We start from the raw sequence: 26,225 nt of genomic DNA, 5'->3' as shown, positions 1-26,225 counted from the left end.
GGGAGACAAAGCAATGACTACAATTAAGCGAGCAAAAGGTTTTTGGCTCTCGATTTCACTATCATTGATCTTTTTCGCCGCAGTTCAAGTGTTAATCGGCGGCGGATCGCTAAATCCTTTTTATCAAAATACGCTCATGTTCATCGGGATCAATATCATTCTGGCAGCGAGCCTGCATTTGATCATCGGGATAACCGGGCAGTTCTCCATCGGACATGCCGGATTCCTGGCAGTCGGTGCCTATGCTTCAGCCGTCATGACGATGAAGCTGGAAATGCCATTTTATGCGGCATTGATAGTCGGCGGTTTGGCGTCAGCGCTGGCAGGCTTGATCATCGGAATTCCAAGCTTACGCTTAAAAGGTGACTATCTGGCGATTGCGACCCTGGGTTTTGGTGAAATCGTCAGGATTATGCTTTTGAATATCGATTATGTCGGCGGGGCGAGCGGCATGCAGGTTTCCCATTTGACCACTTGGCCGTGGGTATTCGCTTCCGTTATCGTAACAATCATCGTCATCCGAAACTTTACTAGCTCGACCCACGGCAGGGCCTGCATATCGATCCGCGAGGACGAAACGGCTGCCGATTCGATGGGAATCAACACGACGTACTATAAAGTTGTGGCATTTGCGATCGGTGCTTTTTTTGCCGGTATTGCCGGAGGGCTTTACGCTCATAACTTCTATATCATCCAGCCATCGAACTTCGGATTCTTGAAATCATTTGATATTTTGATCCTTGTCGTGCTTGGCGGTCTTGGAAGTCTTTCCGGTGCCGTATTGGCCGCGATATTATTGACTGTTGTAACGACTTTCCTGCAGGATTATCCGGAAACACGAATGATCATCTACAGTCTTGTGCTAATCGTGATGATGCTCTATCGCCCACAAGGCTTAATGGGGACAAAAGAAATAACATCCATGTTCAAACGTAAAGGAGGAAGCAGCCATGAAAAAAATAAAAACACCGCTGCTTAAAGTCGATTCGGTCGGCATCCAGTTCGGGGGGCTTAAAGCCGTTTCTGATGTTAACGTCGAGTTATATCCAGGAGAACTGATTGGCTTGATCGGGCCGAATGGCGCTGGAAAAACGACTTTCTTTAACTTACTGACAGGAGTTTACGTCCCGACGGAGGGCACGATTTCTTTGGAAGGTGAGAACTTAAGAAAACTGCCTCCATATAAAATCACGCAAAAAGGAATCAGCCGGACATTCCAGAACATTCGCTTGTTCAGTGAACTATCCGTGATCGATAATGTAAAAGTGGCCTATCATTCGCTTTCGAAGCATAATATCTTAAGTTCGATCTTCCGCATGCCGATCCATTTTAAAGGCGAAAAGGAAATGGATGAAAAGGCGATTGAGTTCCTGAAAATTTTCAACCTTGATCAATATAAGGATGAAAAGGCGAAGAACCTGCCATATGGTAAACAAAGACGTTTGGAAATCGCCCGTGCACTTGCAGCCAACCCAAAACTGCTTTTGCTGGATGAACCGGCTGCAGGGATGAACCCCCAGGAAACGCACGAACTCATGAACCTGATTGCCCTCATCCGTGAGAAATTCGATTTGACCGTATTATTGATTGAACATGATATGCCGCTCGTCATGGGTGTTTGCGAACGCATATATGTACTCGATCACGGACAACTGATCGCTCAAGGAAAGCCAGAGGAAATCCGTAACAATCCAAAAGTCATCGAGGCCTATCTGGGCGAGGAGGTTTCATAATGTTAAAAATCGAGGACATCAACGTCTATTACGGAAACATTCAAGCCCTGAAAGGAATCTCGCTTTCTATTAACGAAGGCGAAATCGTAACCCTGATCGGGGCGAACGGAGCCGGGAAAAGCACGTTGCTGAAAAGCATTTCCGGCCTATTAAAACCAAAACAAGGGAAGATTCTATACGAAGGGGATTCCATCGGCGGAAAGGCAGCACAATCGATCGTGAAAATGGGCATTTCCCATGTCCCAGAAGGCCGACGGGTCTTTGCCAACATGACCGTTGAAGAAAACCTTCAGCTTGGTGCTTATTTACGTAAGGATAAGGCAGGCATCAAGCAGGATATGGAGAAAGTCTATGAATTATTCCCGCGTTTGCTAGAGCGCCTGAAACAGCAATCCGGAACACTTTCCGGCGGGGAACAGCAAATGCTCGCAATGGGCAGGGCACTCATGGCCAAGCCCCGGCTTCTGTTATTGGACGAGCCATCGATGGGACTTGCGCCATTATTGGTGAAGCAAATCTTTAATATCATCGAAGAAATCAACAAAACGGGTACAACGATTCTGCTAGTCGAACAAAATGCCAACTTAGCACTATCCATCGCGGACAGAGCCTATGTTGTCGAAACCGGCCGAATCGTCCTATCAGGCAAATCAGAGGAACTGACCGCAAGCGAAGAAATCAAGAATGCCTATTTAGGCGGACATTAAACCACTTTATAGCGGTTGACTGTAGACAAACTCGAAGGAAAGCGAATTTGTCTACAGTTTTTTTATTTTAAAAAGTTCCAGTTGATTGCAGAAATCTGCTCCTTTCCGCCGACTGTCTGCCATGCTTCATCAAAGTAACTGGCTGTGGTCTCGGCTAGCCAGTAATTCGGCAGGAGTGTCGCAAATTTCTTCAATCTAGTGTTTGATCCATATAAAAAGTAAAAAACATGAAGAATAAACAAGTCTTCTTTTAAAAAATGGATTCGGGGTGAGATACTTAGAACCCTTTTTTAGACAAAAGTGTTCTACCTGAATAAGTTGATTGGAACGGAAGGTACGAGACTCCTGCGGGAAAAGCGAGTGCCTGGAGAGGAAATCAAAGTACAAATTTTACAGTCAAATTATTATCTACAGTCAACCGCTTTGTGTAGATCCCATTTTGTCGACAAACTAAAACCACTTTATAGTGGTTTTTTTGTTGTGCAAATAAGTTAATTTAACTAGATAAAAAGGTTAGTAAATCCAAATCAGACGGTATACAATCTAGTTAGGAATAATAGTAGAAATGGTTCATGATCAAACCTCATCGTTAGCTATTCTTAATCATATTTTTTGGAGTGATTGTATGCACAAACTTATTCAGGCCATATTACCGGTAGTATTACTGTTTATGATTCTGCCAATCTACCAGCCAGATTCTGCTTCTGCAGAAGAAACGCCGCAATCTGATGGTGTCATCGTCAAGTATAAAGAGGAAAACGATGAACCGATCAACGAGTTGATAGAAAAGGTGGAGGTTTCTAAAGGGGAAACAACCGACGCCCTGATTGAGGAACTTGAAGAACAGAAGAATGTGGAATATGCAGAACCAAACTATCTTTTCAAGAAGATGGAAAGTCCGAACGACCCAGCCTACATAGACCAGTGGCACCATAAAAAGCTTGGTACGAATGCAGCGTGGACAAAATCGATGGGCTCGAAGGAATTGATCGTGGCCATCATTGACGACGGAATCGATCGCAACCACGAAGATTTAAAAGGGAGGATCGTCAATGCCTATGATACGATACGCAATCGGAAGCATATCGTCCCAAAAGGGGAGCATGGAACGCATATCGCAGGCATCATTGCAGGTTCTGCGAACAACGGCATAGGCGGAACGGGTGTTGCCCCGAACGTTAAACTAATGCCGATCAATGTCTTTGATGGGGAGTATGCCGATACGGCCGACATTATTGAAGCGATACATTATGCCGTTCAGCAAAAGGCAAACATCATCAATATGAGTTTAGGAGACACCAGTTATTCGGAGGCCTTGAACAAGGCTGTCCAGGAAGCCTATAAAAAAGGCGTCCTTATCGTGGCGGCTGCCGGGAATGAAGGGGATATGGGGAAAAATGTACAGCGTGTGTACCCAGCCGCCTTCAGCCACGTCATTTCCGTTGCTGCCACTGACTCAAGGGACAAGCGTCCCGGTTATTCCAACTACCATTCAACAGTCGATATTGCGGCCCCTGGAGATGATATCCTTTCGACCCTGCCTTATGGTAAATACGGCTGGATGAGCGGAACATCGATGGCCACGCCGATGGTGGCGGGTGTAGCTGCACTGATTTGGTCCCATGAGCCCAAACTCAACACAACGGAGGTCGAATACCGCCTCTATGATTCAGCCTTGGACCTAGGTGCAAAAGGGAAAGACATCTACTATGGAAACGGGCGGGTCAATGCAAAAAAAGCACTGGAAATGAAGACGCTGACCAAACCGGCCGTGACCGCAATATCCGATAAGGACACCAAAATCAATGGGAAAATCCCGGTTGATTTTAAAACGGGGACCGTCTCCATTTATACCGATAAAAAACAACTGGCCACAATGAAGATCAACGGCGAAAAAACGTTTACAGCGACCATCGCAAAACAAACAGCCGGCACGACCATCTCTACTAGGCTTATCGATTATAAATCGGGAAATAAAAGTATACCCGTTTCATTTAAAGTGGCAGATAAAACGGCTCCTGCAAGACCGTCGGTAAATACGGTAGGTGACAATACCGTAAAAGTAACCGGCAAAGCGGAAGCAAGCTCCTCCGTCACTGTCAAAACTGGCAGAACGGTTTTAGGCAAAGCAAATTCGAACAGCTCAGGGAATTTCACCGTAACGATGTCAAAAAAACAAAAAGCCGGAAAAGTCCTATCCGTTACAGCAACCGATAAAGCAGGAAATATAAGCTCGATCAAAACCGTGACCGTCGCAGACAAAACAGCACCAAGTAAACCGACAGTCAACCCAGTCAACATAAAAACCACAATAGTAGCAGGGAAAGCAGAGGCCAATTCCACAGTGTACGTCAAAGCATCAAAAAAAGTGATCGGCTCTGCCACAGCAACGACCAAAGGTACCTTCACGGTTAGAATTCCTAAGCAAAAAGAGGGAAGGAACCTATATATTTATGCCAAAGATAAAGCGAAAAACGTAAGCGAATCAAGAAAAGTAACGGTTAAAAAGTGATAGAAAAACAAGAGCAGCCCCCAATAATAATTGGGGGCTGCTTCTGTCTCAATCTTTGTTGCCATACATCAATTCCGTGCTTCGGCTGTAAAGCTCAATGATATTGCCGAAAGGATCTTCACAATAGATTAAATAATAGGGCTTGTTCTCCCAGGTATTCCATATATCGCTTCGCCTTTTACCGCCAGAAGCAGCAATATCATTAGCCAGCTTTTCGATATCATCCGATACTAAGCAAATATGAAAAAAGCCCTCATAACCGCGACTCTCACCTTTAGGCATTCTCGGTTCCTCAAACTCAAAAAGCTCAATCCCCACTCCATTATCCGCCATCATATGAGCATTACGCATCTTTTTAACTTCATCACCAAGAAGATCATTCGTCATATTAGGTTCATTCTCCTCACTCGCATCAAACGAATAGGGACCCGCCAATAATTTGAATCCCAACACCTGCTCATACCACTTAATCGCCACATCCAAATCAGGTACAGCCAATCCAACATGAGTAATTGCTGTCATATGTATCCCCCCTGATCATTAAAATACCCTTTGTAGGGGAGGGACAAACGGTACATTTGCGGGAGAGGCTTTTCGTTTTTATATTTTAATATTTAAAGATATAAATCAAAAAACGGGATAGTGAAATTACCATTTTTTACGTATAATGGAATTAACACGATGGAGAATAGAATATTGAACCTATAAAAAAACTGGGGTGTTCATTATATGCATCATGCACTTTTTTTGGGGAACAAATTTGTTTATATTAAAAAAATTGCTTTAGGATTTCTTGTTATGGTAAGTCTTGCTGCGTGTGACAACATCAAAACCGAAAAGGTGGAAGTACAAGAGGAAAAAGAGATTCAAAATCCTATAAGACCCAATAATGTACCATCTTATGATGCTCCAAAGTATCATCTTTACGGTGGTTGGATAGAGGATGAGTCGTATATACTTATCCAAAGTGATGGTGATGGCAATTACATAATGGATAAAATCTCAAAAAAAGGCAAAGAGAAAATGGTGAGTTATTTCAAAGTAACAGAGCCAGTGGAAAACAAAATCACTGCTGTCATATTTAATGAAGAAGAGCCAAACAGGACTTCATTTCTTACCTTAGAATTAAACGAAGAAAAAACTGAATTAACTATAAAAAAGCCCAATGAAAAACCTGTTATCTACAAACAAGCAGAGATCGACCCAGAAGAGTTCAATCCCAATTTTGTGTGGAATTAAAATGTTTATTAAAAATCTTTTAACTAACGGTGGAATAGTGAGTTAGAAAAATGGATTTAAAACTGTTTTGTGAATTAGTCCCAGCGCAGTTTCATTCTGCTTTAGCGTAACAATTTAAATCCTCTATAAGATGATGATATTTAACTTTTTGTTTATGGAATCATTAAATCTCACCCTCTTCAAGCCTCCTATTATACTCAACTTTACTTATTAACCCTTTTGCATTACAGGTAAGACAATCTGTATAAATATCGTAAGCACCTGTACCTGCACAAACATGGCATTTAACATGAGTTTCCGGTATATCCTTATGCATGAATGAAAAAACTTTTCCAATATACTGCAGAATAATCATTCCCAAAACTCCTTTTTTTCTATCATACAACGAAAAAGAGAGAAGGAAACTGGAAATACAATAACATTACTTAAAACAAATAAAACCATAACATAGTTTACATAGGGTTAAAAATGTGCTTATGCAAATGCGATAAACTGTTCTACAAAATCATTCTGTTTTAAGAAAAAAAGAACATCCACAAAGATGTCCCTTAATTTAAATTACTTCATTTTTCTTAAAATCCATAGGTAAGCCAATATTGAAATTCCCACAGAGACAGCTGCCATTATGTAAATGCCTTTATAACCAAATAGATAGCCGATTTGTCCGAAGAGGATGGCACCGAAACCGATACCAAGATCAAAGAAGGAATAGAAAGTGGTATTGGCCATGCCTTTTCGATTTCGGGCAGCGTGTTCAAGAGACCACGCTTGAAGAGCCGGTTGGACAGCACCGAATCCAATGCCATAAAAAATAGCTGCCATATACAGAATCATGTTACTTGGCATCCAGGCTATTATAGCGGATTATTATCAAATTGCCATTAAATCATGTTCCTGTCTATACAGAACCCTTCTGTAGAGTGGAATTAACTTTGCGTGAAACAACCGTGCAGATACAATGGTAATTAATTAATGTTATGGGTAATTATGGTAAAAATATCAGATGCTTGGGAGAGTTGTTAAGGAATCGTGTCATTATTATGAAATTTTAATTAAGGACCTTTTATTTACCATTTATAAGGTATATTATTTGGGAAATGAGAGATTAAAGGAGATAATTATGGGTAGATTTACAGAGACTGTAATGGAGAGGGTAGAAGATTCTCTACATAATAAGAAGAAACCAATGGTCGTTAAACTAAATTCCGAACAACTCGAGGATTTTATACAAAAATTTCCGGAAGACGGAGAGTTTTTTGGTTTAAGCTATCACATTCATGACGATAAGACGGTTACTTTCAACTATAATTCAGATGGTAGACTTCTAGAAGTATTGAATTTGGTTAAGTGATTGGTACTTTGGAGTATCCAGCAGAAATGCTGGATTTTTTGAATTTAAATAATCTTAATTAGATCTAGTACGTCGAATGATATAGAAGATAAAACAGCCTCTGTGAAACCGACAGTAAATGGAGGCGGTACAAAACGACAAAAGTAAATGGCAAAGCGGAATAATCGCGGCTTTTATTCCAGAAACTCAAAAAGCTCAATCCCCACTCCATTATCCGCCATCATTTGAGCATTTAGCATCTTTTTAACAGTATTACCAAGAAGATCATTAGTCATATTAGGTTTATTCTCCATACTTGTATCAAACGAATAGGGACCCGCCAATAACCTGAATCCCAATACCTGCTCATACCATTTAATCGCAGCACCCAAATCAGGTACAGCCAATCCAATGTGAATAATTGCTGTCATATGTTTCCCCCCTGATCATTAAAATACCCATTTAAGGTGAGGGGCAAACGGTACTTTTTTTGGACAAAAAAAAGAAGCAATAGCCAATACTGCTTCTTTGATTACATATATCGACTCATGAAATTCATTAAATTTCACCCTCTTCAAGCCTCCTATTATACTCAAATTTACTTATTAATCCCTTTGCATTACAAGTAAGACAATCTGTATAAATATCATAGGCACCTGTACCTGCACAAACATGGCATTTAACATGAGTTTCCGGTATATCCTTATGCATGAATGAAAAAACTTTTCCAATATACTGCAGAATAATCATTCCCAAAACTCCTTTTTTTTCTATCATACAACGAAAATGAGAGAAGGAAACAGGGAATACAATAACATTACTTAAAACAAATAAAACCATAACATAGTTTACATAGGGTTAAAAAATGTGCCAATGGGGAATCATGTCTAGCATCAGGGGTAGAGTTTCATGATGAGTCCTAGAAGATTGTTATAATTTCTTCAGTTAACCGACTGATTCAACTTGCCGGCACCTCTTAAGGATCAAATTGTAAAGTAATTACTACAAATGCCTCATATACAAAGAAAGCGCTTTCAATTATAATTATCACAAGAAACCAAGCCGAGAGGTGTGTTCAATATGGTAGGTAAAAATGAAGGGAATTTCTTAAAAGGACTTTTGTTTGGTACATCTTTGAGCATACCGTTATGGATTTCTTTTATTGGATGGATAAAATTAATTGTTAATAGTTTATTTTAGAGCCCTAGGGCTCTTTTTATTTTTGTCGAGACTAACCTCCATCTGCAATCAGCCGATAACTTGAAGTACAACAGCTGCTCATGCCACTTAATCGCAGCATCAAATCAGGTACAGCTAATACAATGTGAGTATTTGCACCTTGGTAATAAACCAGATGGGAGATCATGTCCTCGGGTTTATATCGTTTAAATTTAATGAAAAGCATTTTTATATTTCAGATGAAAACATAAAAAGACTATAGGACAAATCTATTGAAATAAATTTCTAGTATTGGTTATTAAATAAAAGTCATGCCTTCTTTCCTATTGTTCATAATAGAGAACGGAGGTAAGATTTATAGTAATATTCAGGATATTTCAATAGTTCAAGGATTTTAATGACTAAAAATATCCGTTTAAGGATTTCTGGAGTTTAATAGTAATCACCAATTATATTTATTTGTATAAAATTCATTAAAATGTTAGATTTATGTGTAAATAATTATGAAGTTTGTCCGACAGAGCGGAAAGAGGTTTTAAAGATGATTGATATACACTCTCATATATTATCAGGCGTTGATGACGGGGCTAAGCACATTACAGAGAGTATAGCCATGGCTAAGCTTGCTGTATCGGAGGGTATACGGACAATCATTGCCACTCCTCATCATAAAAATGGTTCTTTTGAAAATGAGAAATTTGATATTATAGAAAAAGTGGCAGAACTAAACGATGCATTGAAAGCTGAATCAATTGATTTGGACGTGTTGGCAGGTCAGGAAACACGAATCTATGGAGATCTTTTAGCGGATTATCAGGCCGAAAGAATTTTAACTTTGAACGATGGCGGAAGATATGTGTTCATCGAATTGCCGGCAGACCATGTTCCTGCATATACAGAGCCCTTATTATATGAATTGCAAATGAAAGGGCTATTTCCCATCATTGTTCATCCAGAAAGGAATCTGGAGTTTATGGACTCTCCAAATCACCTTTACAAGCTGGTTAAACATGGAGCTTTGACTCAGATAACAGCAAAAAGTATCGTTGGTGGATTTGGTAAGAAAACTAAAAAGTTTGCCTTTCAACTCATCGAGAAAAACCTGACTCACTATATAGCATCTGATGCCCATAATACGAAAAGCCGTGCTTTCCATATGACCGAGGCTTTTACTGAAATAGAAAATAAGTTTGGTGTCGATATGAGGTATTTATTCATGGACAATGCCGAGCTTTTGGTTCAAGGTAAATTGGCATACAAAGAAATGCCGCAGAAAATTGAATCAAGAAAATTCTTAGGTATATTTTAAATCCAAAAAAAGCCGCATCCCAGTATAGGGTGATGCGGCTTTTTGTTTTAAAACTGCTTAATAAAGAATTCTTCCAGATACAAACTCCATATTTTATAGCCCTTTTCATTAGGTAATTCCCGTTCTTCGTTCAAAACGTCTATCATTTTATCTGATGCCTGATCTGGCCAATTACTCCAATGATTGAGATAAGGAATATCCTTATCTTTTGCATACTTTTCCAATTCCTTCACTTGGTTAGGATAGTAGGTTGCATTATATAAAGGGTTCGGGGGCTGCAGAATGAATTGTGTTTCTTTGTTTGCTGCAGTGACATCCTCAATAATCGTCGTTATATTTCCAAGAGAATCTTCAATGGCGACATTCCCATTATCCTTTAGTGTGAAAGGTTCGAACAAAATTAAATCGGCCTTGGCCTCTATTAAATCATTTTGTTTGTTTTGAAGAACAAACTGTGAAGACATCAAATCGTAAAGTAAACCGTCCACATGAACGGTGTCTCCATAAACATCTTTAAGCTGGTCAGCTAAATCATCAGGCAAGTTATACCCCTCATTGCCAAGGGAATTCGATCCAACCATCAAAATCTTAAAAGGTTTCCCTTCTGCCAATCTTTTTTTATATAAGTCTTTGCTTGCCTTCGGCCAATTCCCTATGTATTTTACGAGTTCTTCATTATCGGGACTTGAATTACTAGTTTCCCCCTTCGTACTTTTTGGCTCAGTCTGACTGACACTAGCATCGGAGATTTTACCATTCCAATGAATATTACCTATGACCAAAGATACAACGCATGCTAAAACAATAAGAGTAGGTATGATGACCTTCATATGATTCCTCCATAATATGCCTGAATTAGACACTTTTTTAATGAAAATTATACCGATATTAAAATATCTATACCAATTTATAAGGAAATAGGTTTTAATATAAATATCAAATTACCTAAAATTATGACAAAAAAAACAATGAATGGCAAGGTTTTGTGATATAATACCAATGCTGTTATTTTAAAGTTGGAGGGAATCATGGAAGAAACAATAAGTATAAAAGACCTATTTTTGACTTTGCGAAAGCGTTTAAGCCTAATAATAATCATTACAGCACTTGCCGTTTTAGTGAGCGGGGCTGTCAGCTATTTTATTTTGACGCCAATCTATCAGGCATCCACACAATTACTTGTCAATCAATCCAAGAATGAAGAAGCACTTTATAATTACAACGAAGTTCAAACGAATCTTCAATTAATTAATACATATAATGTCATCATTAAAAGTTCGGCGATATTGGAATTAGTTAAAGAAGATCTTAATCTTGACATGACAGCAGCTGAGCTAAACGAAAAAATTTCGGTAGCCAGTGAACAAAATTCACAGGTTGTCAACATCATTGTCGAGGATGAAAATCCGAAAACAGCAGTGGATATTGCTAATAAAACGGCAGAAGTATTTCAAAAGCAAATAGTCGAGATCATGAATGTAGATAATGTGACTTTGCTGGCAAAGGCAGAATATAAAGAAAATCCATCACCAATCAAGCCGCAACCATTACTTAACATTGCGATTGCTTTGGTTGTCGGATTAATGGCAGGTGTAGGTGTTGCTTTCCTTTTGGAATATTTGGATAACACGATAAAGACAGAGCAAGATATCGAGAAGCAACTAGGTATGCCTATTCTTGGTGTCATTGGGACAATTGATGGCCAAGGAGATAATAGCTTACGTTCGGAAAGACCAGCAACACGTGGAAGAGGTGAAAAAATTGGCTAAAAAGAAAAATTTGGATACTAAAAGAAAATTAATTGCGAAGTTCAATCCGAAATCCCCGATATCGGAACAATTCCGTACCATTCGGACGAATATTCAATTTTCTGCTGTTGATGGAGAGATGCGTTCGATCATGGTCACTTCTACAGGACCAGGTGAAGGAAAATCCACCACAGCAGCCAATCTTGCGGTCGTATTTGCGCAGCAAGGAAAAAAGGTTCTGCTTGTGGATGCGGACTTAAGAAAACCAACAGTTCATTATACCTTCAATTTACCTAATACCTTTGGAATGACGAATGTATTAACGAAACGTATGGATTTGAAGGATGCTGTCGTTGAAACGGATGAAAAAAATCTATACGTATTATCCAGCGGCCCAATTCCCCCTAATCCGGCTGAATTGCTAGGCTCTAACTCGATGAATGAATTATTCGAACGTTTCTACGAAGAATTTGACGTCATTATCATGGATACACCACCAGTCTTGGCCGTTACGGATGCACAAATTCTATCGAATAAATGTGACGGAACGATTCTTGTAATCTCGAGCGGGAAAACAGGAACTGAACAAGCGTTGAAGGCAAAAGAACTATTGAATGCAGCTTCTTGTAACCTTTTGGGGGTTGTGTTAAATAATAAAAAAATGCAAAAAAACAGCCAATATTACTATTATTACGGAAATAAGTAAAAGCACTACTTATTTCCTGCTTTTTATATTATATTTATAAGGGAAATATTGTAATTTTTATAGGTTAAAAGAATCAGAGGGAGGAGGGCGAGAAATGATAGATATTCATTCGCACATATTACCAGGGATAGATGATGGCGCTCAATCAATTGAGGATAGTTTAGAGATGGCGAGAATGGCGGTTTTAGAAGGTATACATAAGATCATTGCAACCCCGCATCATATGAATGGGAAATACGAAAATCGGAAACAAGATATCATCCAGAGAGTGGCAGAGCTTAATGAGGTATTGAAAGCTGAAGCGATTCCATTGGAAATATTGCCAGGGCAAGAAACAAGGATATATGGAGAGATTTTGAAAGACTATGAACTGGAAGAAATCATCACACTGAATGATGGAGAAAAGTATCTTTTCATTGAACTGCCATCTGCACATGTCCCGCGTTATACGGAACAATTGCTCTCAGATATACAATTCGAGCGCCTGACTCCGATAATCGTCCACCCAGAACGAAACCAGGAATTAATCGAAAATCCGGATCTTTTATACAAGTTTGTGAACAACGGTACACTTACCCAGGTAACTGCTGCCAGTGTTTCAGGTGCCTTCGGAAAGAACATTCAAAAGTTTTCGATGCAATTAATTGAATCTAATCTAACACATTTCATTTCATCAGATGCTCATAATATCACAAGTCGAAGCTTCAAAATGAACGAAGCTTTTGATGTGATTGAAAAGAAATTCAGTGTAGACTATGTTGACCTTTTTCTAGATAATGCGGAATTGCTAGTAAAAGGTAAGACGATTTATAAAGAAGTTCCCGAAAAGATTAAAAAGAAAAAAATATTGGGTTTTTTTTAATGTCTGAAGCACGATTTTTAGTCAATTCTAATAACCAGCAGAGTCATTTTATGTTTTCTGAATGTTTATAATTTTTAACAAAGAACAAATGTTATGGCATTTTATATATCGGACTAAAACTCTAAGTTTTTAATCCTTTTTTTGATGATTAGGAAAATACATAAAATTTTATCAGCATCCAGTTATTTTTAATATATGAACAGGAATAACAAGAGGGGGAAAAAAATGAAAAAGGTAAAAAAAGCAATAATACCAGCAGCAGGATTGGGTACAAGGTTCCTGCCAGCGACTAAGGCCATGCCGAAGGAAATGCTGCCTATTGTGGATAAACCAACCATTCAATATATCATCGAAGAAGCGGTGGCTTCAGGTATTGAAGATATCATTATTGTAACCGGAAAAGGTAAGCGTGCAATTGAGGATCATTTCGATAATGCATTTGAACTGGAAAATAATTTAATGGAAAAAAACAAATTCGAATTACTGGAAAAGGTCCAAGCTCCTTCCAAAGTGGACATTCATTACATTAGACAAAAGGAACCAAAAGGTTTAGGACACGCAGTTTGGTGTGCAAGGAAATTCATCGGAAATGAACCATTCGCCGTTTTATTAGGTGATGATATCGTCCAAGCGGAAACACCTTGCTTAAAACAGTTAATGAATGAATATGATAAAACCTTATCCTCAGTCATTGGTGTACAAACCGTTCCTAAAGAAGAAACCCATCGTTATGGAATTGTCGATCCAAGTAACCAAAACGGCCGACGCTATGAAGTAAATAACTTTGTCGAAAAGCCTGCACAAGGAACAGCTCCATCCGACTTGGCAATCATGGGACGGTACATATTCACGCCTGAAATATTTATGTTCTTGGAAAAACAAGAACTGGGAGCAGGCGGAGAGATCCAGTTGACAGATGCGATCCAAAAATTAAACGAAATTCAACGAGTTTTTGCATATGATTTTGAAGGGAAACGATTCGACGTTGGAGAGAAATTAGGGTTTATTCAGACAACGATTGAGTTTGCTTTAAAGGATGCAACTATCAAAGATGATGTTTTAGCATATATAGAGGACCTATTAGAAAAACAAAAGTTATGAGAATAATAAGGTTAAGGGAGGAGCCAATTTGAAAGCTGTAGCAGTTGAGCAGAGAGTGGCGTCATCTGACCACTTATTAACAGCAGATCAAGTAAATGCTGATTCAAGCTATATAAGAATAAAAAGAATAATAGATATTATTGGATCAATTATTGGACTTATCTTACTATCACCCATTTTTTTGATTGTAGCTATTTTGATAAAAATTGAAGACCCAAAAGGACCTGTCTTTTTTAAGCAAGTTCGAGTAGGGAAAGGTGAAAATGAATTTCAAATGTATAAATTTAGATCAATGGTCTCCGATGCAGAAGAGAGATTAAAAGATTTACTTGCTTTAAACGAAGTCTCAGGGGCGATGTTTAAAATGAAAAATGATCCAAGAATTACAAGGATAGGAAAATTTATTCGTCGAACAAGTATTGATGAACTACCACAATTGTGGAACGTATTAAAAGGTGATATGAGCTTAGTAGGGCCTCGGCCACCACTGCTTCGTGAAGTTCATGAATATTCACCTTATGATAAGCAAAGATTATTAGTTACTCCTGGATGTACCGGACTCTGGCAAGTTAGTGGAAGAAATAATATTGGTTTTGTAGAAATGGTAGATTTAGATTTGGAATATATCAAAAAAAGATCTTTTTGGTTTGACATGAAAATTATTGTAAGAACTATAAAAATAATGGTAATACAAAATGGTGCTTATTAATATAAGAAATGGGGAAATAAAATGAAAAAAGTATGTGTAATGGGCTTAGGTTATATTGGATTACCAACTGCTGCGGTATTGGCCGATCATGGATTTCAAATTCATGGTGTAGATGTAAATGAAACAACAGTAAATGCTATTAATAGAGGTGAAACACATATTTATGAACCTGATTTGGATGTTAAAGTAAAAAAAGCCGTAGAAAGTGGGCTATTAACTGCTGCTACTAATCCTACTTTTGCAGATGTATTCATTTTAGCTGTGCCTACACCTTTTAAAGAGAATCATAAACCTGACTTGCATTATGTACAGTTAGCTACCAAAGCTATCGCTCCCTTTATTAAACCTGGGAATATTGTTATTTTGGAATCTACAAGTCCTGTTGGAACGACAGAAAAAGTCTTAGAATGGATACAAGAAACTAGAAAAGACATAACTGTAAATGAATTTGGTAACCAGGATGAACAAGTTTATATTGCTCATTGCCCAGAGAGGGTTTTGCCTGGAAAAATTTTAGAAGAATTAATATATAACGACCGAATTGTAGGCGGTTTAAATGACTATTCTACTGAAAAGGCAGTAGAGTTCTATAATCATTTTGTAAAGGGCGAAATTCTAAAAACAAATGCTAGAACTGCAGAAATGTCTAAACTAACGGAAAATTCATTCCGTGATGTTAATATTGCTTTTGCAAATGAACTTTCTATGATTTGTGATGATTTAGATATCGATGTTTGGGAATTGATAAAATTAGCTAATCATCATCCTCGTGTTAGTATTTTACAACCTGGACCAGGAGTGGGAGGACATTGTATAGCGGTTGATCCATGGTTTATTGTTGATGCATCAGATAAAACCAAATTAATTAAAACTGCACGTAATGTAAATGATAGTAAACCGGAATTCGTTGTTAAAAAAGTAATACAAGCCAGTAAAGAAGTTATTAATCCAACAATTGCTTGTTTAGGTTTATCATTTAAAGCTAATATAGATGATTTAAGAGAAAGCCCAGCGATCGATATTGTAAAAGAGTTAGCTATAGAATTGGATCAAACTATATATGTATCTGAACCTCATGTTGAACAATTACCATTAAAACTGAAGGGATTAGATATTAAACTCATAAGTACTGATTTAGCTCTTGAAAAAGCAAATTGTATTACTAGTAGATCATGATTATTACAAATATATAGATATAGATGCTTTAAAAGGGAAAATTGTTATTGATACTAAAGGTGTATTAAACATAAAAGCAGATATTATGGTTAATTCAAATATATAAGCTAATTTATTTTGCTTAAAATCTGTAAATATTATTGTTAATTAGGATAGCATTATATAACAATAAGAGTGATAATCGATAAAAAAATCACTCTTATTGTTATATGTATTTATGTCGATTTTTAATAAGAAAGACTGGAGTTATTAAATGCATGGTTATTTAGGTTTTCTAAAGAAAATAAAAAATAAAGGTTTTTTTCATATCTTTAGCAGTAGTGTAATTAATAAAATTATTCAATTTTGCAGTGGGATATTTTTAGTTAGATTTCTTACTAAGACGGAATATGGAAACTATAGTTATGCACAAAATACCTTAAATATGTTTTTATTATTAAATGGTTCTTGGAGTACTCTACTCCCTTTTACAATTTGGTAGTGAAGATGAATCTAAAAGAAATATTATTTATAAATACGGTCTGAAAATTGGGGTAGCATTCAATTTATTTTTATGTATACTTATTTTAATCTATAGTTTCTCTGTCAATTTACCTAATCAAGAATCAAAAATTTCATTAGTGATGATGGGATTTATGCCGTTTTTGATATTTGGGTTTCAGTTTATACAGAATTATTTAAGAACAGGACTATATAATGTTGAATTTTCCAAACAAAATAATATTAACACTTTATTATTGTTTGTGTTTTCATTATTCGGGGCTGTTGTATATGGAATTAAAGGGGTAATAATTGGTACATATTTAGCATATTTGATTTCAATTATATTGGGAGTTAGATTTATTCGGAGTAAAAATGAAAATATATTTTTATTTAAAAGTAAAAAAAACTTAAAGAGAAGTGAAAAGATTGACTTTGTAAAATACTCTCTTTATTCACTGTTTAACAATGCCATTGCACAGTTAATATTTTTAATTGATATATATTTAATTGGTTTATTAACAATGGATACGGATCTTCTTGCTACATATAAGACCGCTACTCTTATTCCTTTTGCCTTAAACTTTATTCCTTTATCTATAATGACTTTTATCTATCCATATTTCGCTAAACATAGAGAAAATAAAGATTGGGTTAAAGAAAATTTTAAAAGATTACAAAAAATACTAATTGTAATCAATATTTTTATTGTAAGCATCTTGTATTTAATTTCACCATACCTTATTCAACTTTTATTTGGGGATGAGTATTCGGATATTGTTAGTTTATTTAGAATACTGCTTCTTGGATATCTAATTGGTGGAAGTCTACGTACTCCTGCTGGAAACGTATTAGCTATGATAAGAAAAGTGAAATTTCTTTTTTGGACTAATATAACAATGGGCTGTATTAACATTTGTTTAAATGTGGTCCTTATTAAAAAGTTTTCTATATATGGTGCAGCTGTATCGACGGTTATCATCATTTTTATTACATCAATAATTTATAATATATACATCTATCACATACTAAGAAATAATAAAAAGATTGACATTAATTAAGAGGTGAAATCATTGGATCAAGAAACAATTGCAATTTATCAAAAAGAGTATTTGACTATATCGATGACTTTTATTTATAGGCAATTAGAAGGTATATCAAAAAAATATAAACCTATTGTATTAGCAAGTAAAACACAAAATATAGATTTATTTCCTTGGGAAGAAATCTATACTTATCAAAAAGGTTTGTTTGGAAAAGTTGAGAGTAAAATAAATAGAACATTAAATAATAAATATGCCGTACTTTCTAGTGCCCAACATAATTATTATAAGAAAGTGTTATTAAAAGAAAATGTGAAAATGATTCATTCACATTTTGGTCCTTCCGCTTTAGAGATATTACCAATAGCGAAGGAATTAAATATACCACTTTTGGTAACTTTTCATGGATATGACGCCTCCAGTTTATTAAAAAATAAAGTATATACAAATCAGTTAAAAGATCTTTTCTCATATGCAAATATAATTACAGTATCTCAAAATATGGGTGATGAGTTAGTTAAATTTGGTGCGGATAATTCTCAAATAAATGTACATTATATTGGTGTGCCTGTTGAAGATTTTGTATTTAAAAAACGTAAATCAATTAAAACAAAAACTCACAATAATGAGGAAATCATATTTTTACAGGTTTCTAATTTTGTGGAGAAAAAAGGACATCAATATACTATACAGGCATTTAAAGAATTTAATAAATATTACCCCAATAGTATTTTGAAACTAGGGGGAGATGGACCACTACGCAATTTAATAGAAAGTATGTGTGAAGAATTGGATTTAAAAGACAATGTTCAATTTTTAGGGAAGGTTGTAAAAAAAGAGGTAATAAAGTTAATGCAGGAATCGGATGTATTTTTACACCATAGTGTAACTTCAGAAGACGGAGATCAAGAAGGTATACCAACTGTAATTATGGAAGCAATGGCAAGTGGATTAATAGTAATCAGCACATATCATTCAGGTATACCTGAACTCGTAAAAGATGGTAAAAATGGTTTCTTAGTTAAAGAAAAAAATGTATCTGAATACTCAAAAAAAATGATTGGTGTTCTTAACTTGGATAATCAAATAGGATTAAATGCAAGTGAATTTGTTAGTAAAAACTTTAATTTAGGTCTTCAAAATCAAAAACTAATTTCAATTTACGAAAAAATAAAACGTTAATATTTGATTAAAAGCTTATTATTAATTTTTCTATCAAGAATACATACTAACTATAGAGGTGGTAAATCATTAATCTATTCCCGTTATTTTTGATATTAACTTTTGCATTTTTAGTAATTTTATTTAAAAATCCAAGGAATGCTCTTATTTTTTTTATAGGCATTCTAGTAGCAATACCTTACTCTTGGGGGGTATCTGAATACTTTCATCTATATTTAAAAATAGGCAGTATTAGGATACGTATTCAAGAGTTAATGTTTACTTTTTTATTAATACTTTATTTTTTCTATTTATTAAAGTTTAAAAAAATAAAAATTTCTAACCTTAAAGTTGATATTCTTAATGTTTGTTTTTTAGGGATTTTAATAATTTATTTCTTTGTAGGAATTTTTAATTCCTCTTTTGACTTTATTTTTGGGGATATAAGAGTATTAATATATTATTGTTTACCATTTTTACTATATTATTTTCTTAAATCAAATAAAGATGACAATTTACTTGTAATTAAAACTCTAATAATTTCATCAATCTTATTTAGCATTATTACGATAGGTCTTTTTTATTTTAGTGATACATTATTCAAAGGTTTCATGGCTTCTACACAATGGGAAGGTGCAAAGAGACTTAGTTTTACAAATTCCCTTATGGTAGTAATATTGATGCCAGTAGCATTTAATAAGCAGATTGCTCAAATAGAAGGTAAGTGGATATTTTATTTAAGATTCTCAATAGTAATGTTGCTTTTTACCATTTTATTATCTAAATCTATAAATACTATAGTGATAGTCTTTTTTGTTTTTTTAGTTCTAATTAATCTAGAGGTTTTTAAGAAAAAGAAAAAAAAGAATACTTTAATAAAAATTGTGATGTTAGCATTTACTATTGGAATTTTCTTTTTATTTCTCAATTCTTTCAGTGGGGAAAATAGATTTAGTAATACACTTATTAGTGATACTAATAATAAGTTGAAAATTGCACTAACTAATCCTGATGAATTAAATTCATGGCAAAGTAGAATTATAACAAATAGTGTAGCAATTGAGGAATTTTATGATAATAAATGGGGTTATGGTTTAGGAAAGACCTTTCAAACCTTTATTCAGAATGGTGAACTTGCTCAACTAAATTCTTTATATATAGATAATGCTATAATTACAATTATTAATAAAATAGGGATACTTGGTGCCTTTGTGTTTTTTTCATTTCTAATAGTAACATTACTAGTTATGTTACATTATGCGCGAATATCTGAAAAACGTAATAAAAGTATTTTATACGGCTTTTGTGTTTCTTATGTTGGAATACTATTATCTATGATTTCGACAGCTCATATATTCGTAAATCCAATAATAATCTCACTAGTATGCTTAATATATTATTTAGCATATGTACAGTACAAACTTAGTAAAAATTGAATTTAGCCTTTTAAGATTCAATTGGAAAACTGTAATAAAGGGAGTAAATAAATTGAAAAAGATAGTAATGGTTGAAAATCAGGAGTTTAATAGTGATGTGAAAATTGGTGCTCATCATTACGCAGAATTGTTTGCAAAAAATGGGTATGAAGTTTTGTGGCTATCTCCAGCCTATAGTATGGCACACTATTTTAATGATAAAGAATTGACCAATCATAGAAAAAAACTTCATTCATCTAAGAGAGTTGAATTAAGTGAAAATATTTACGGATATGCACCTTTTACATTGATACCATTTATTAATGTTCCTGTATTAAATTCAGGGGTAATAGGAAAAAGATTTTTGTATACTTCTATTCCAAATTTAAAAAAAGAATTAAATAAAATTGGTTTTGGAGACGTTGATATATTATGGATCTCGAATATTAAATCTTATTATATAAAAGAATTTATTACTTATAAAAAACTTGTTCATCGTTTAGCTGATGAAAAAACAGGTTTTAAAGGTTTCTTTAAAACTCTTGAAAATTTTGAGAGGAAGTTGATTATTGAAAGTGATTTAGTTTTTTCGACTGCAAAATTATTAGAGAATAAAGCAAGAGAGGTAAGAAATGATGTAGTTTATTTACCTAATGCAGTAAAATATGAAGACTTTCAAAAAGAAAATTATCTTTTACCAATTGAATATAAGAGATTTCAAAAAAGTAAAAGATGTGTCTACATTGGGGCTATAGCCGAATGGTTGGATAAAGAATTAATAGAATATATAGTTAGTCAATTAAATGATGTTCAGTTTTTTTTTATTGGACCAGATCACGGTGGATTAAAAGGACTTGAAAAATATAAAAACTTGCACATTGTTGGACCTAAAGAATATAGTAGTCTACCAAATTTTTTATTCTTCAGTGATGTAGCAATTATACCGTTTAAGGTAAATAAATTAACGGATGCTATAAATCCAGTAAAGTTATTTGAGTATTTAGCAGCTGGTACACCGACCTTAACTACTAGCTTTAATGAAGTAAAATATATTAAGGGCCCTTTCGAAATTGCTACTAATCAGGAAGAATTTTTGGGTCATTTAAAGATGATGCTAACAAAGAAATTTGATAAGAATTTACTAAAGGACTTTGCTAAAAATAATGATTGGAGTTCCCGGTATGAAATTATTGAACAAGAGTTAGTAAAATAAAAAACAATAAAAATTTAATATTAAATAGAGACAAAGCTTTATTTGCAGCCAAATCAAGCTTTGTGTTCCTTTAAAATTACGTTCAAGCTATCTGGCCAAACTAGATCCTGCTATTTCAATGTATAGTCTATAAAAGTATTATTTTAGGGAAATGGAATTAAGAAATGAGGAAAAAATTTGAAAATTCTTCTAATATCAAATATGTATCCAGATGAAAAATTTCCGAATTATGGTGTTTTCGTAAAAAACACCGAAACTATTTTAGAAGAAGCTGATTTTAAGGTTTCTCATTTGGTGATGTATAAGAAAAAATTAAAAATAAGCAAAATTATTTCTTATTTAAGGCATTATTTTCTAATAATTTATAAATGTTTAGTATATAACTACGATTATATATATGTACATTATGCTACTCATAACTCAATTCCACTTTTGATAGTGAAGAAACTTAAAAAAAATTTGACGATTATTACCAATGTTCATGGAAGTGATGTTATACCAGAGACTAAAATTCATAATATATTACAAAGACCAGTACAAAGCCTTTTGAAAAACTCATATAAAATAATTACACCATCTAATTATTTTAAACAGATAGTATCGGAAAAATATGGTGTAAGTAATCAAATTGAAGTATTTCCATCTGGTGGAATAAATGAAGAAGTTTTTTATAGAATCAGTGATAAAGAGTATTTGTATGATAAATATAAATTGGAATCAGATATAAGATATATAGGATTTGTGGGAAGAATCGACTTTGGAAAAGGATGGGATGTCTTAATAAAAGCCGTTCATTTATTAAATATTGAAAACTCTTTGGTAGATAAAAAAATAATTATAGTTGGTGATGGTATTAAAAGTAAAGAACTAGATCAATTGATTAGTGAATATAATCTTGAAGATAAGGTAATAAGATTTAATATGCTTCGACAGAGTCAATTAAATGAAATATATAATTTGATGGAGGTTTTTTGCTTTCCTACCCTTAGAGAAGGTGAAAGTTTAGGTTTAGTTGGTATAGAGGCTATGGCTTCTGGAACACCTGTTATTGGGAGCGAAATCGGAGGTTTATTAGATTATATAATCGATGGGAAAAATGGACTATTATTCAAACCCGGGGATACCATAGAGTTAAAAAATAAAATTATATCATTTTTTAATTATTCACAAGAAAAGCGAGAATTATTGGGTGCGGAAAGTATAGTTACTGCAAATAGATATAGTAAAGGTGAATTAACGTTAGTAATAAAAAAAATTTTTCAAGAAAAAAGAGGTTAATATGACAGAAAGAATCAAAATGCTGAATTTTTATGTTGATTCAGTTGACATGGATGAAACAATTAGTCGTATTGAAAAAATAATTGAGATTGGAAACCCGACACAGCATGTTGTGGTAAATGCATCTAAAGCAGTATTACTTCAAAAAGATCAAAAGCTTAGAGAAATCGTGAATAACTGCGAATTAGTGAATGCAGATGGTCAATCGATTGTATGGGCATCAAAGTTCTTAGGTAATTCGTTGCCTGAAAGAGTAACTGGTATTGATATTATGGAACGATTGCTACAAACCTCATCTAAAAAGGGATACAAAGTTTATTTTTTCGGAGCGAAAGAGGAAGTTGTAAAACATTATAAGAAAGTTTATCCCTCTTTAGAAGTTGTAGGTTATAGAAATGGTTATTTTGAACTGGAGGATGAATCAGAAATAGTACGAAATATTAGTATATCTTCTGCAGATATTTTATTAGTTGGTTTTAGCTCACCTATGAAGGAGTATTGGTTATCAAAATATAATAAACAATTAAACGTTCCATTTCAAATGGGTGTTGGTGGAAGTTTTGATATTATTGCTGGTGTAACGAAAAGAGCCCCAAAATGGATGCAGAACGTTGGACTTGAATGGTTTTATAGATTTATTCAGGAGCCTGGGAGAATGGGGAGAAGATACTTTATTGGAAATTTAAAATTTCTCTTCTATACTTTTAAAGAGAAATTTAGTAGATAAATCATATTTTAGTGCAAAACCCCAGAGAAATCCATATGTAAAATATCTGTTATTAACATGAAGGAGATTATTATGATAAGTAAAATAAAAATAATGACTATTTTTGGAACTAGACCAGAAGCTATTAAAATGGCTCCCCTAGTACTGGAATTAAAAAAATATCCCGAAACCATAGAGTCTATTGTTACTGTTACGGCTCAGCATAGAGAAATGTTAGATCAGGTTTTAGAAGTATTTAATATTACTCCAGATTATGACCTGAATATAATGAAAGAACGTCAATCTTTGACAGGAGTAACTATAAACGCTTTATCTGGCCTTGATAATTTAATGAAAGAAGTACAGCCAGACTTGGTTCTAGTTCATGGAGATACTTCAACCACATTTGTTGCAAGTCTTGCTGCTTTTTATAATCAAATATCAGTTGGACATGTTGAAGCTGGTTTAAGGACATGGAATAAGTATTCACCATTTCCAGAGGAAGTAAATAGACAATTAACAGGAGTTATAGCGGATTTGCATTTTTCGCCAACAATTCAGTCCAAAGACAATCTTATACATGAAAATAAAAAGCAAGAATCAATTGTTATAACAGGTAATACAGCTATTGATGCTTTAAAAACGACAGTATTTGATTCGTATAAGCATGATCTTATAGATGAAATAGGCTCTGACAAAATGATTTTGTTGACTGCTCACAGACGAGAAAATCTTGGAGAACCTATGAGAAATATGTTTAAGGCTATTAAACGACTTTTAGAAGAAAATAGTGATGTGCAAGTAGTCTATCCTGTACATCGTAATCCCGCTGTAAGAGAAATTGCAGATGAAGTTTTGGGTAATAATAAAAGAATTCATCTTATTGAACCATTAGGTGTAATTGACTTCCATAACTTTGCCTCACGCTCACATCTTATCTTGACTGATTCTGGCGGAGTTCAAGAAGAAGCGCCATCGTTAGGTGTACCTGTTCTAGTTCTTAGAGATACAACAGAACGACCTGAAGGAGTAGAAGCAGGAACATTAAGGTTAGTAGGAACTGATGAAGATGTTATATACCAGACTGCACATGAGTTATTGAATAATATCGAAAAATATAATGAAATGGCTAAATCAACTAACCCGTATGGAGATGGTAAAGCATCTTATCGAATCGTTCAAGAAATCCTATATCGTTATGGTAAAATTGATAAAGCTCCAACAGAATTTAATGGAATTGATTAAGAGGCAAAATTTAAGTTTGATTAAATTATTACATTAATACAGTATGGGGTAGCCAATCACCTAAAAACTAAATTTAAAGATGATAAAGGTAGATTTTATCAATTAATTTTGTATTGTCCTTTTAAACTCACCAAAAATAAATTTTTATTAAATTTAATTAGTGGAGTTATCAATATTTACTTTAAGGGGAGGATTATCATAATTTGTATAAAGTAAAGAAAATAACAGGTACTCTTTGCTCTTCATTCCTGTCAAAAGAAACTAACTGTCATACAACTGTAAGATTCACTTCCTATTAATGTAATTCCACTTGCCAATCCCCACTCTATATGTAATTATCAAATAAAAGAGCTAGATTCCTTATTTTTGAAAAGTAGGAATAGGATAGAAGTTTGAGATAGTGGCTCTATTATATTGGAGTGGAAATTTCTAATGGATTTTTTTGATATTTTAAAAGACACTTTTACAAAAGGTGAGACTGGGCAGGATGTTACTGTAAATGAACTTGTGGAGGAGCTTAAGGAGAAATTAGGTGGGATTATTGAGGAGCCTGATAAGGTATGATCCGTAAATACATATTCCCCATCCTTCTCATTTCATGGGCGATGCTGATCTTCTTTTTTTCCTCGCAGACGTATGAGGAGCAAAGCGTTACCCCTTTTTTGGCGCAGTTCAATACGCCGTATTGGTATGATAAGCTAAGTGGCATATCATTCATGTATGGAGGGGTTGAGGTTAGTGCCCATACTGCTGGAGTGAGTGGTTTTGTGGAGTTTTTCATTCGGAAGGGTGCCCATCTTTTTATCTTTTTTGTGTTTGGTTTATTGACTTTGGGTGTTTGGCGCAGTTTTGTAAGGAATCCTATTCTTTCGTTTTCAGGGGCTCTGATATGTGTCCTTTTATATGCGAGTGCAGATGAATTGCATCAGAAAATAACCGGTGGCCGTACCCCTTTATGGCAGGATGTCATGCTGGACACGTTTGGCGGTTTGCTTGGAATCTTCTGTTTTCTTTTCATTTATCGAAGGAGAAGGCGTCATCGGATCTGAAGTACTTATTTTCAATACATTTAATTAAGGAGCATGTCTGCATCATGCTTCTTTTTTGTCGTTTATGAATGCTACGCTATGTGAGTGGCTTGTATGATTTTTCATTTACCGAGCGATTTTACAATATGGAAGTATAGGCCTTTCAGTATGATTTGTAGGCCGATACTAAGAAAGTGAAGAACTGGATTCTGGATAAGGTTGGAGGGCAGCATAAAGCGGCCTATGAAATTCCAGTTACACAGGTCTTCAATTCTCGCATTGGGGTGTTTATATGGAACAAGATAGCTATATTATCAAAGAAAAAGGCGAATGCTGTTTGTAATG

General features: G+C 34.8%; 27 protein-coding genes and 2 pseudogenes. 22 read left to right on the top strand and 7 right to left on the bottom strand.

The features are described 5' to 3' along the window. Nucleotides 1-13: 13 nt before the first annotated feature. Genes ABC374_RS16960 through ABC374_RS16950 form a run of 3 tightly spaced genes read left to right on the top strand, consistent with a single transcriptional unit; the run spans nt 14 to nt 2,440 of the window. Nucleotides 14-979, top strand: coding sequence for a branched-chain amino acid ABC transporter permease (locus ABC374_RS16960; protein ID WP_101222748.1), 966 nt, complete (start codon nt 14-16; stop codon nt 977-979). Then, complete coding sequence (locus ABC374_RS16955) at nt 951-1,733, top strand: ABC transporter ATP-binding protein (RefSeq protein WP_101222747.1); 783 nt, start codon at nt 951-953, stop codon at nt 1,731-1,733. The genes ABC374_RS16960 and ABC374_RS16955 overlap by 29 nt, the downstream gene beginning before the upstream one ends. Beyond that, nucleotides 1,733-2,440 carry an ABC transporter ATP-binding protein gene (locus ABC374_RS16950; RefSeq protein WP_350299582.1) on the top strand — a complete coding sequence of 236 codons (708 nt, stop codon included), beginning with the start codon at nt 1,733-1,735 and terminating at the stop codon, nt 2,438-2,440. Before ABC374_RS16955 ends, ABC374_RS16950 begins: the two co-directional genes overlap by 1 nt. 62 nt (nt 2,441-2,502) lie before the next feature. Here ABC374_RS16950 and ABC374_RS16945 read toward each other — a convergent pair whose 3' ends face one another. Further along, the gene (locus ABC374_RS16945; protein ID WP_413019069.1) at nt 2,503-2,634 is read right to left on the bottom strand and encodes a hypothetical protein; all 132 of its coding nucleotides are present in this window, start codon (nt 2,632-2,634) and stop codon (nt 2,503-2,505) included. Between the two features lie 431 nt (nt 2,635-3,065). Here ABC374_RS16945 and ABC374_RS16940 point away from each other — a divergent pair, with 431 nt between their 5' ends. Then, a complete protein-coding gene (locus ABC374_RS16940) occupies nt 3,066-4,952 on the top strand; it encodes a S8 family serine peptidase (RefSeq protein ID WP_413019067.1) in 1,887 nt (628 codons plus the stop codon). Nucleotides 4,953-5,000: 48 nt separating this feature from the next. Here ABC374_RS16940 and ABC374_RS16935 read toward each other — a convergent pair whose 3' ends face one another. Next, on the bottom strand, nt 5,001-5,474 hold the full coding sequence (locus ABC374_RS16935; protein ID WP_413019065.1) for a VOC family protein: 474 nt from the start codon (nt 5,472-5,474) through the stop codon (nt 5,001-5,003). Between the two features lie 207 nt (nt 5,475-5,681). On the opposite strand from ABC374_RS16935, the gene ABC374_RS16930 reads away from it, so the two are divergent. Then, a complete protein-coding gene (locus ABC374_RS16930) occupies nt 5,682-6,191 on the top strand; it encodes a hypothetical protein (RefSeq protein WP_413019063.1) in 510 nt (169 codons plus the stop codon). A gap of 163 nt (nt 6,192-6,354) precedes the next feature. On the opposite strand, the gene ABC374_RS16925 is transcribed toward ABC374_RS16930, so the two are convergent. Beyond that, nucleotides 6,355-6,546, bottom strand: coding sequence for a hypothetical protein (locus ABC374_RS16925; protein WP_048681418.1), 192 nt, complete (start codon nt 6,544-6,546; stop codon nt 6,355-6,357). A gap of 203 nt (nt 6,547-6,749) precedes the next feature. Further along, nucleotides 6,750-7,049 (bottom strand): annotated as a pseudogene (locus ABC374_RS16920) (MFS transporter); the annotation flags it as partial. A 262-nt stretch (nt 7,050-7,311) separates the two neighbouring features. Here ABC374_RS16920 and ABC374_RS16915 point away from each other — a divergent pair. Next, entirely contained in the window at nt 7,312-7,542 is a 231-nt protein-coding gene (locus tag ABC374_RS16915; RefSeq protein WP_413019061.1) for a hypothetical protein, read from the top strand. 173 nt (nt 7,543-7,715) lie between these two features. Here the strand turns inward: ABC374_RS16915 and ABC374_RS16910 are convergent, their stop codons facing one another. Together ABC374_RS16910 and ABC374_RS16905 are read right to left on the bottom strand one after the other, a co-directional pair. After that, nucleotides 7,716-7,952, bottom strand: a complete 237-nt coding sequence (locus ABC374_RS16910; RefSeq protein ID WP_413019059.1) for a VOC family protein — start codon at nt 7,950-7,952, stop codon at nt 7,716-7,718. 127 nt (nt 7,953-8,079) lie between these two features. Further along, the gene (locus ABC374_RS16905; protein WP_289350504.1) at nt 8,080-8,271 is read right to left on the bottom strand and encodes a hypothetical protein; all 192 of its coding nucleotides are present in this window, start codon (nt 8,269-8,271) and stop codon (nt 8,080-8,082) included. A 970-nt stretch (nt 8,272-9,241) separates the two neighbouring features. On the opposite strand from ABC374_RS16905, the gene ABC374_RS16900 reads away from it, so the two are divergent. Next, nucleotides 9,242-10,009 carry a tyrosine-protein phosphatase gene (locus ABC374_RS16900; protein ID WP_413019057.1) on the top strand — a complete coding sequence of 256 codons (768 nt, stop codon included), beginning with the start codon at nt 9,242-9,244 and terminating at the stop codon, nt 10,007-10,009. 47 nt (nt 10,010-10,056) lie between these two features. Here the strand turns inward: ABC374_RS16900 and ABC374_RS16895 are convergent, their stop codons facing one another. Beyond that, a complete protein-coding gene (locus tag ABC374_RS16895) occupies nt 10,057-10,839 on the bottom strand; it encodes an SGNH/GDSL hydrolase family protein (RefSeq protein WP_413019055.1) in 783 nt (260 codons plus the stop codon). 198 nt (nt 10,840-11,037) lie between these two features. On the opposite strand from ABC374_RS16895, the gene ABC374_RS16890 reads away from it, so the two are divergent. The 15 genes and pseudogenes from ABC374_RS16890 (at nt 11,038) to ABC374_RS16820 (ending at nt 25,901) form a co-directional block, all read left to right on the top strand. Continuing rightward, complete coding sequence (locus ABC374_RS16890; RefSeq protein ID WP_413019053.1) at nt 11,038-11,778, top strand: YveK family protein; 741 nt, start codon at nt 11,038-11,040, stop codon at nt 11,776-11,778. Further along, entirely contained in the window at nt 11,771-12,463 is a 693-nt protein-coding gene (locus ABC374_RS16885; RefSeq protein WP_413019051.1) for a CpsD/CapB family tyrosine-protein kinase, read from the top strand. Before ABC374_RS16890 ends, ABC374_RS16885 begins: the two co-directional genes overlap by 8 nt. A 94-nt stretch (nt 12,464-12,557) precedes the next feature. After that, nucleotides 12,558-13,325: a tyrosine-protein phosphatase gene (locus ABC374_RS16880; RefSeq protein WP_413019049.1), complete on the top strand. Its 768-nt coding sequence runs from the start codon at nt 12,558-12,560 to the stop codon at nt 13,323-13,325. Nucleotides 13,326-13,550: 225 nt separating this feature from the next. Further along, complete coding sequence (gene galU / locus ABC374_RS16875; protein ID WP_413019047.1) at nt 13,551-14,426, top strand: UTP--glucose-1-phosphate uridylyltransferase GalU; 876 nt, start codon at nt 13,551-13,553, stop codon at nt 14,424-14,426. Nucleotides 14,427-14,454: 28 nt separating this feature from the next. Continuing rightward, nucleotides 14,455-15,135, top strand: a complete 681-nt coding sequence (locus ABC374_RS16870) for a sugar transferase (RefSeq protein ID WP_413019045.1) — start codon at nt 14,455-14,457, stop codon at nt 15,133-15,135. A gap of 21 nt (nt 15,136-15,156) precedes the next feature. Continuing rightward, nucleotides 15,157-16,417 (top strand): annotated as a pseudogene (gene wecC, locus ABC374_RS16865) (UDP-N-acetyl-D-mannosamine dehydrogenase). 334 nt (nt 16,418-16,751) lie between these two features. Continuing rightward, on the top strand, nt 16,752-17,852 hold the full coding sequence (locus tag ABC374_RS16860) for an oligosaccharide flippase family protein (RefSeq protein ID WP_413019043.1): 1,101 nt from the start codon (nt 16,752-16,754) through the stop codon (nt 17,850-17,852). A gap of 12 nt (nt 17,853-17,864) precedes the next feature. Further along, on the top strand, nt 17,865-19,016 hold the full coding sequence (locus ABC374_RS16855) for a glycosyltransferase (RefSeq protein WP_413019041.1): 1,152 nt from the start codon (nt 17,865-17,867) through the stop codon (nt 19,014-19,016). Nucleotides 19,017-19,270: 254 nt separating this feature from the next. Then, nucleotides 19,271-20,431 (top strand): hypothetical protein, encoded by a 1,161-nt coding sequence (locus ABC374_RS16850; protein WP_413019039.1) that lies wholly within the window; start codon nt 19,271-19,273, stop codon nt 20,429-20,431. A 52-nt stretch (nt 20,432-20,483) separates the two neighbouring features. Continuing rightward, nucleotides 20,484-21,623 carry a GumK N-terminal domain-containing glycosyltransferase gene (locus ABC374_RS16845; protein WP_413019037.1) on the top strand — a complete coding sequence of 380 codons (1,140 nt, stop codon included), beginning with the start codon at nt 20,484-20,486 and terminating at the stop codon, nt 21,621-21,623. A gap of 177 nt (nt 21,624-21,800) precedes the next feature. Next, nucleotides 21,801-22,901, top strand: coding sequence for a glycosyltransferase family 4 protein (locus ABC374_RS16840; protein WP_413019035.1), 1,101 nt, complete (start codon nt 21,801-21,803; stop codon nt 22,899-22,901). Between the two features lies 1 nt (nt 22,902). Further along, on the top strand, nt 22,903-23,628 hold the full coding sequence (locus ABC374_RS16835) for a WecB/TagA/CpsF family glycosyltransferase (protein ID WP_413019033.1): 726 nt from the start codon (nt 22,903-22,905) through the stop codon (nt 23,626-23,628). 72 nt (nt 23,629-23,700) lie between these two features. Beyond that, entirely contained in the window at nt 23,701-24,852 is a 1,152-nt protein-coding gene (gene wecB, locus ABC374_RS16830; RefSeq protein WP_413019031.1) for a non-hydrolyzing UDP-N-acetylglucosamine 2-epimerase, read from the top strand. A gap of 432 nt (nt 24,853-25,284) precedes the next feature. Next, entirely contained in the window at nt 25,285-25,416 is a 132-nt protein-coding gene (locus ABC374_RS16825) for a YwzD family small protein (RefSeq protein ID WP_413019029.1), read from the top strand. Then, on the top strand, nt 25,413-25,901 hold the full coding sequence (locus tag ABC374_RS16820) for a VanZ family protein (RefSeq protein WP_413019027.1): 489 nt from the start codon (nt 25,413-25,415) through the stop codon (nt 25,899-25,901). The genes ABC374_RS16825 and ABC374_RS16820 overlap by 4 nt, the downstream gene beginning before the upstream one ends. Nucleotides 25,902-26,225 lie beyond the last annotated feature (324 nt).

The organism is Peribacillus phoenicis, assembly GCF_047238085.1.
Lineage (GTDB): Bacteria > Bacillota > Bacilli > Bacillales > DSM-1321 > Peribacillus.
The sequence above is the reverse complement of the archived record's forward strand: the minus strand, read 5'-3'. Positions and strand labels throughout refer to the sequence as shown.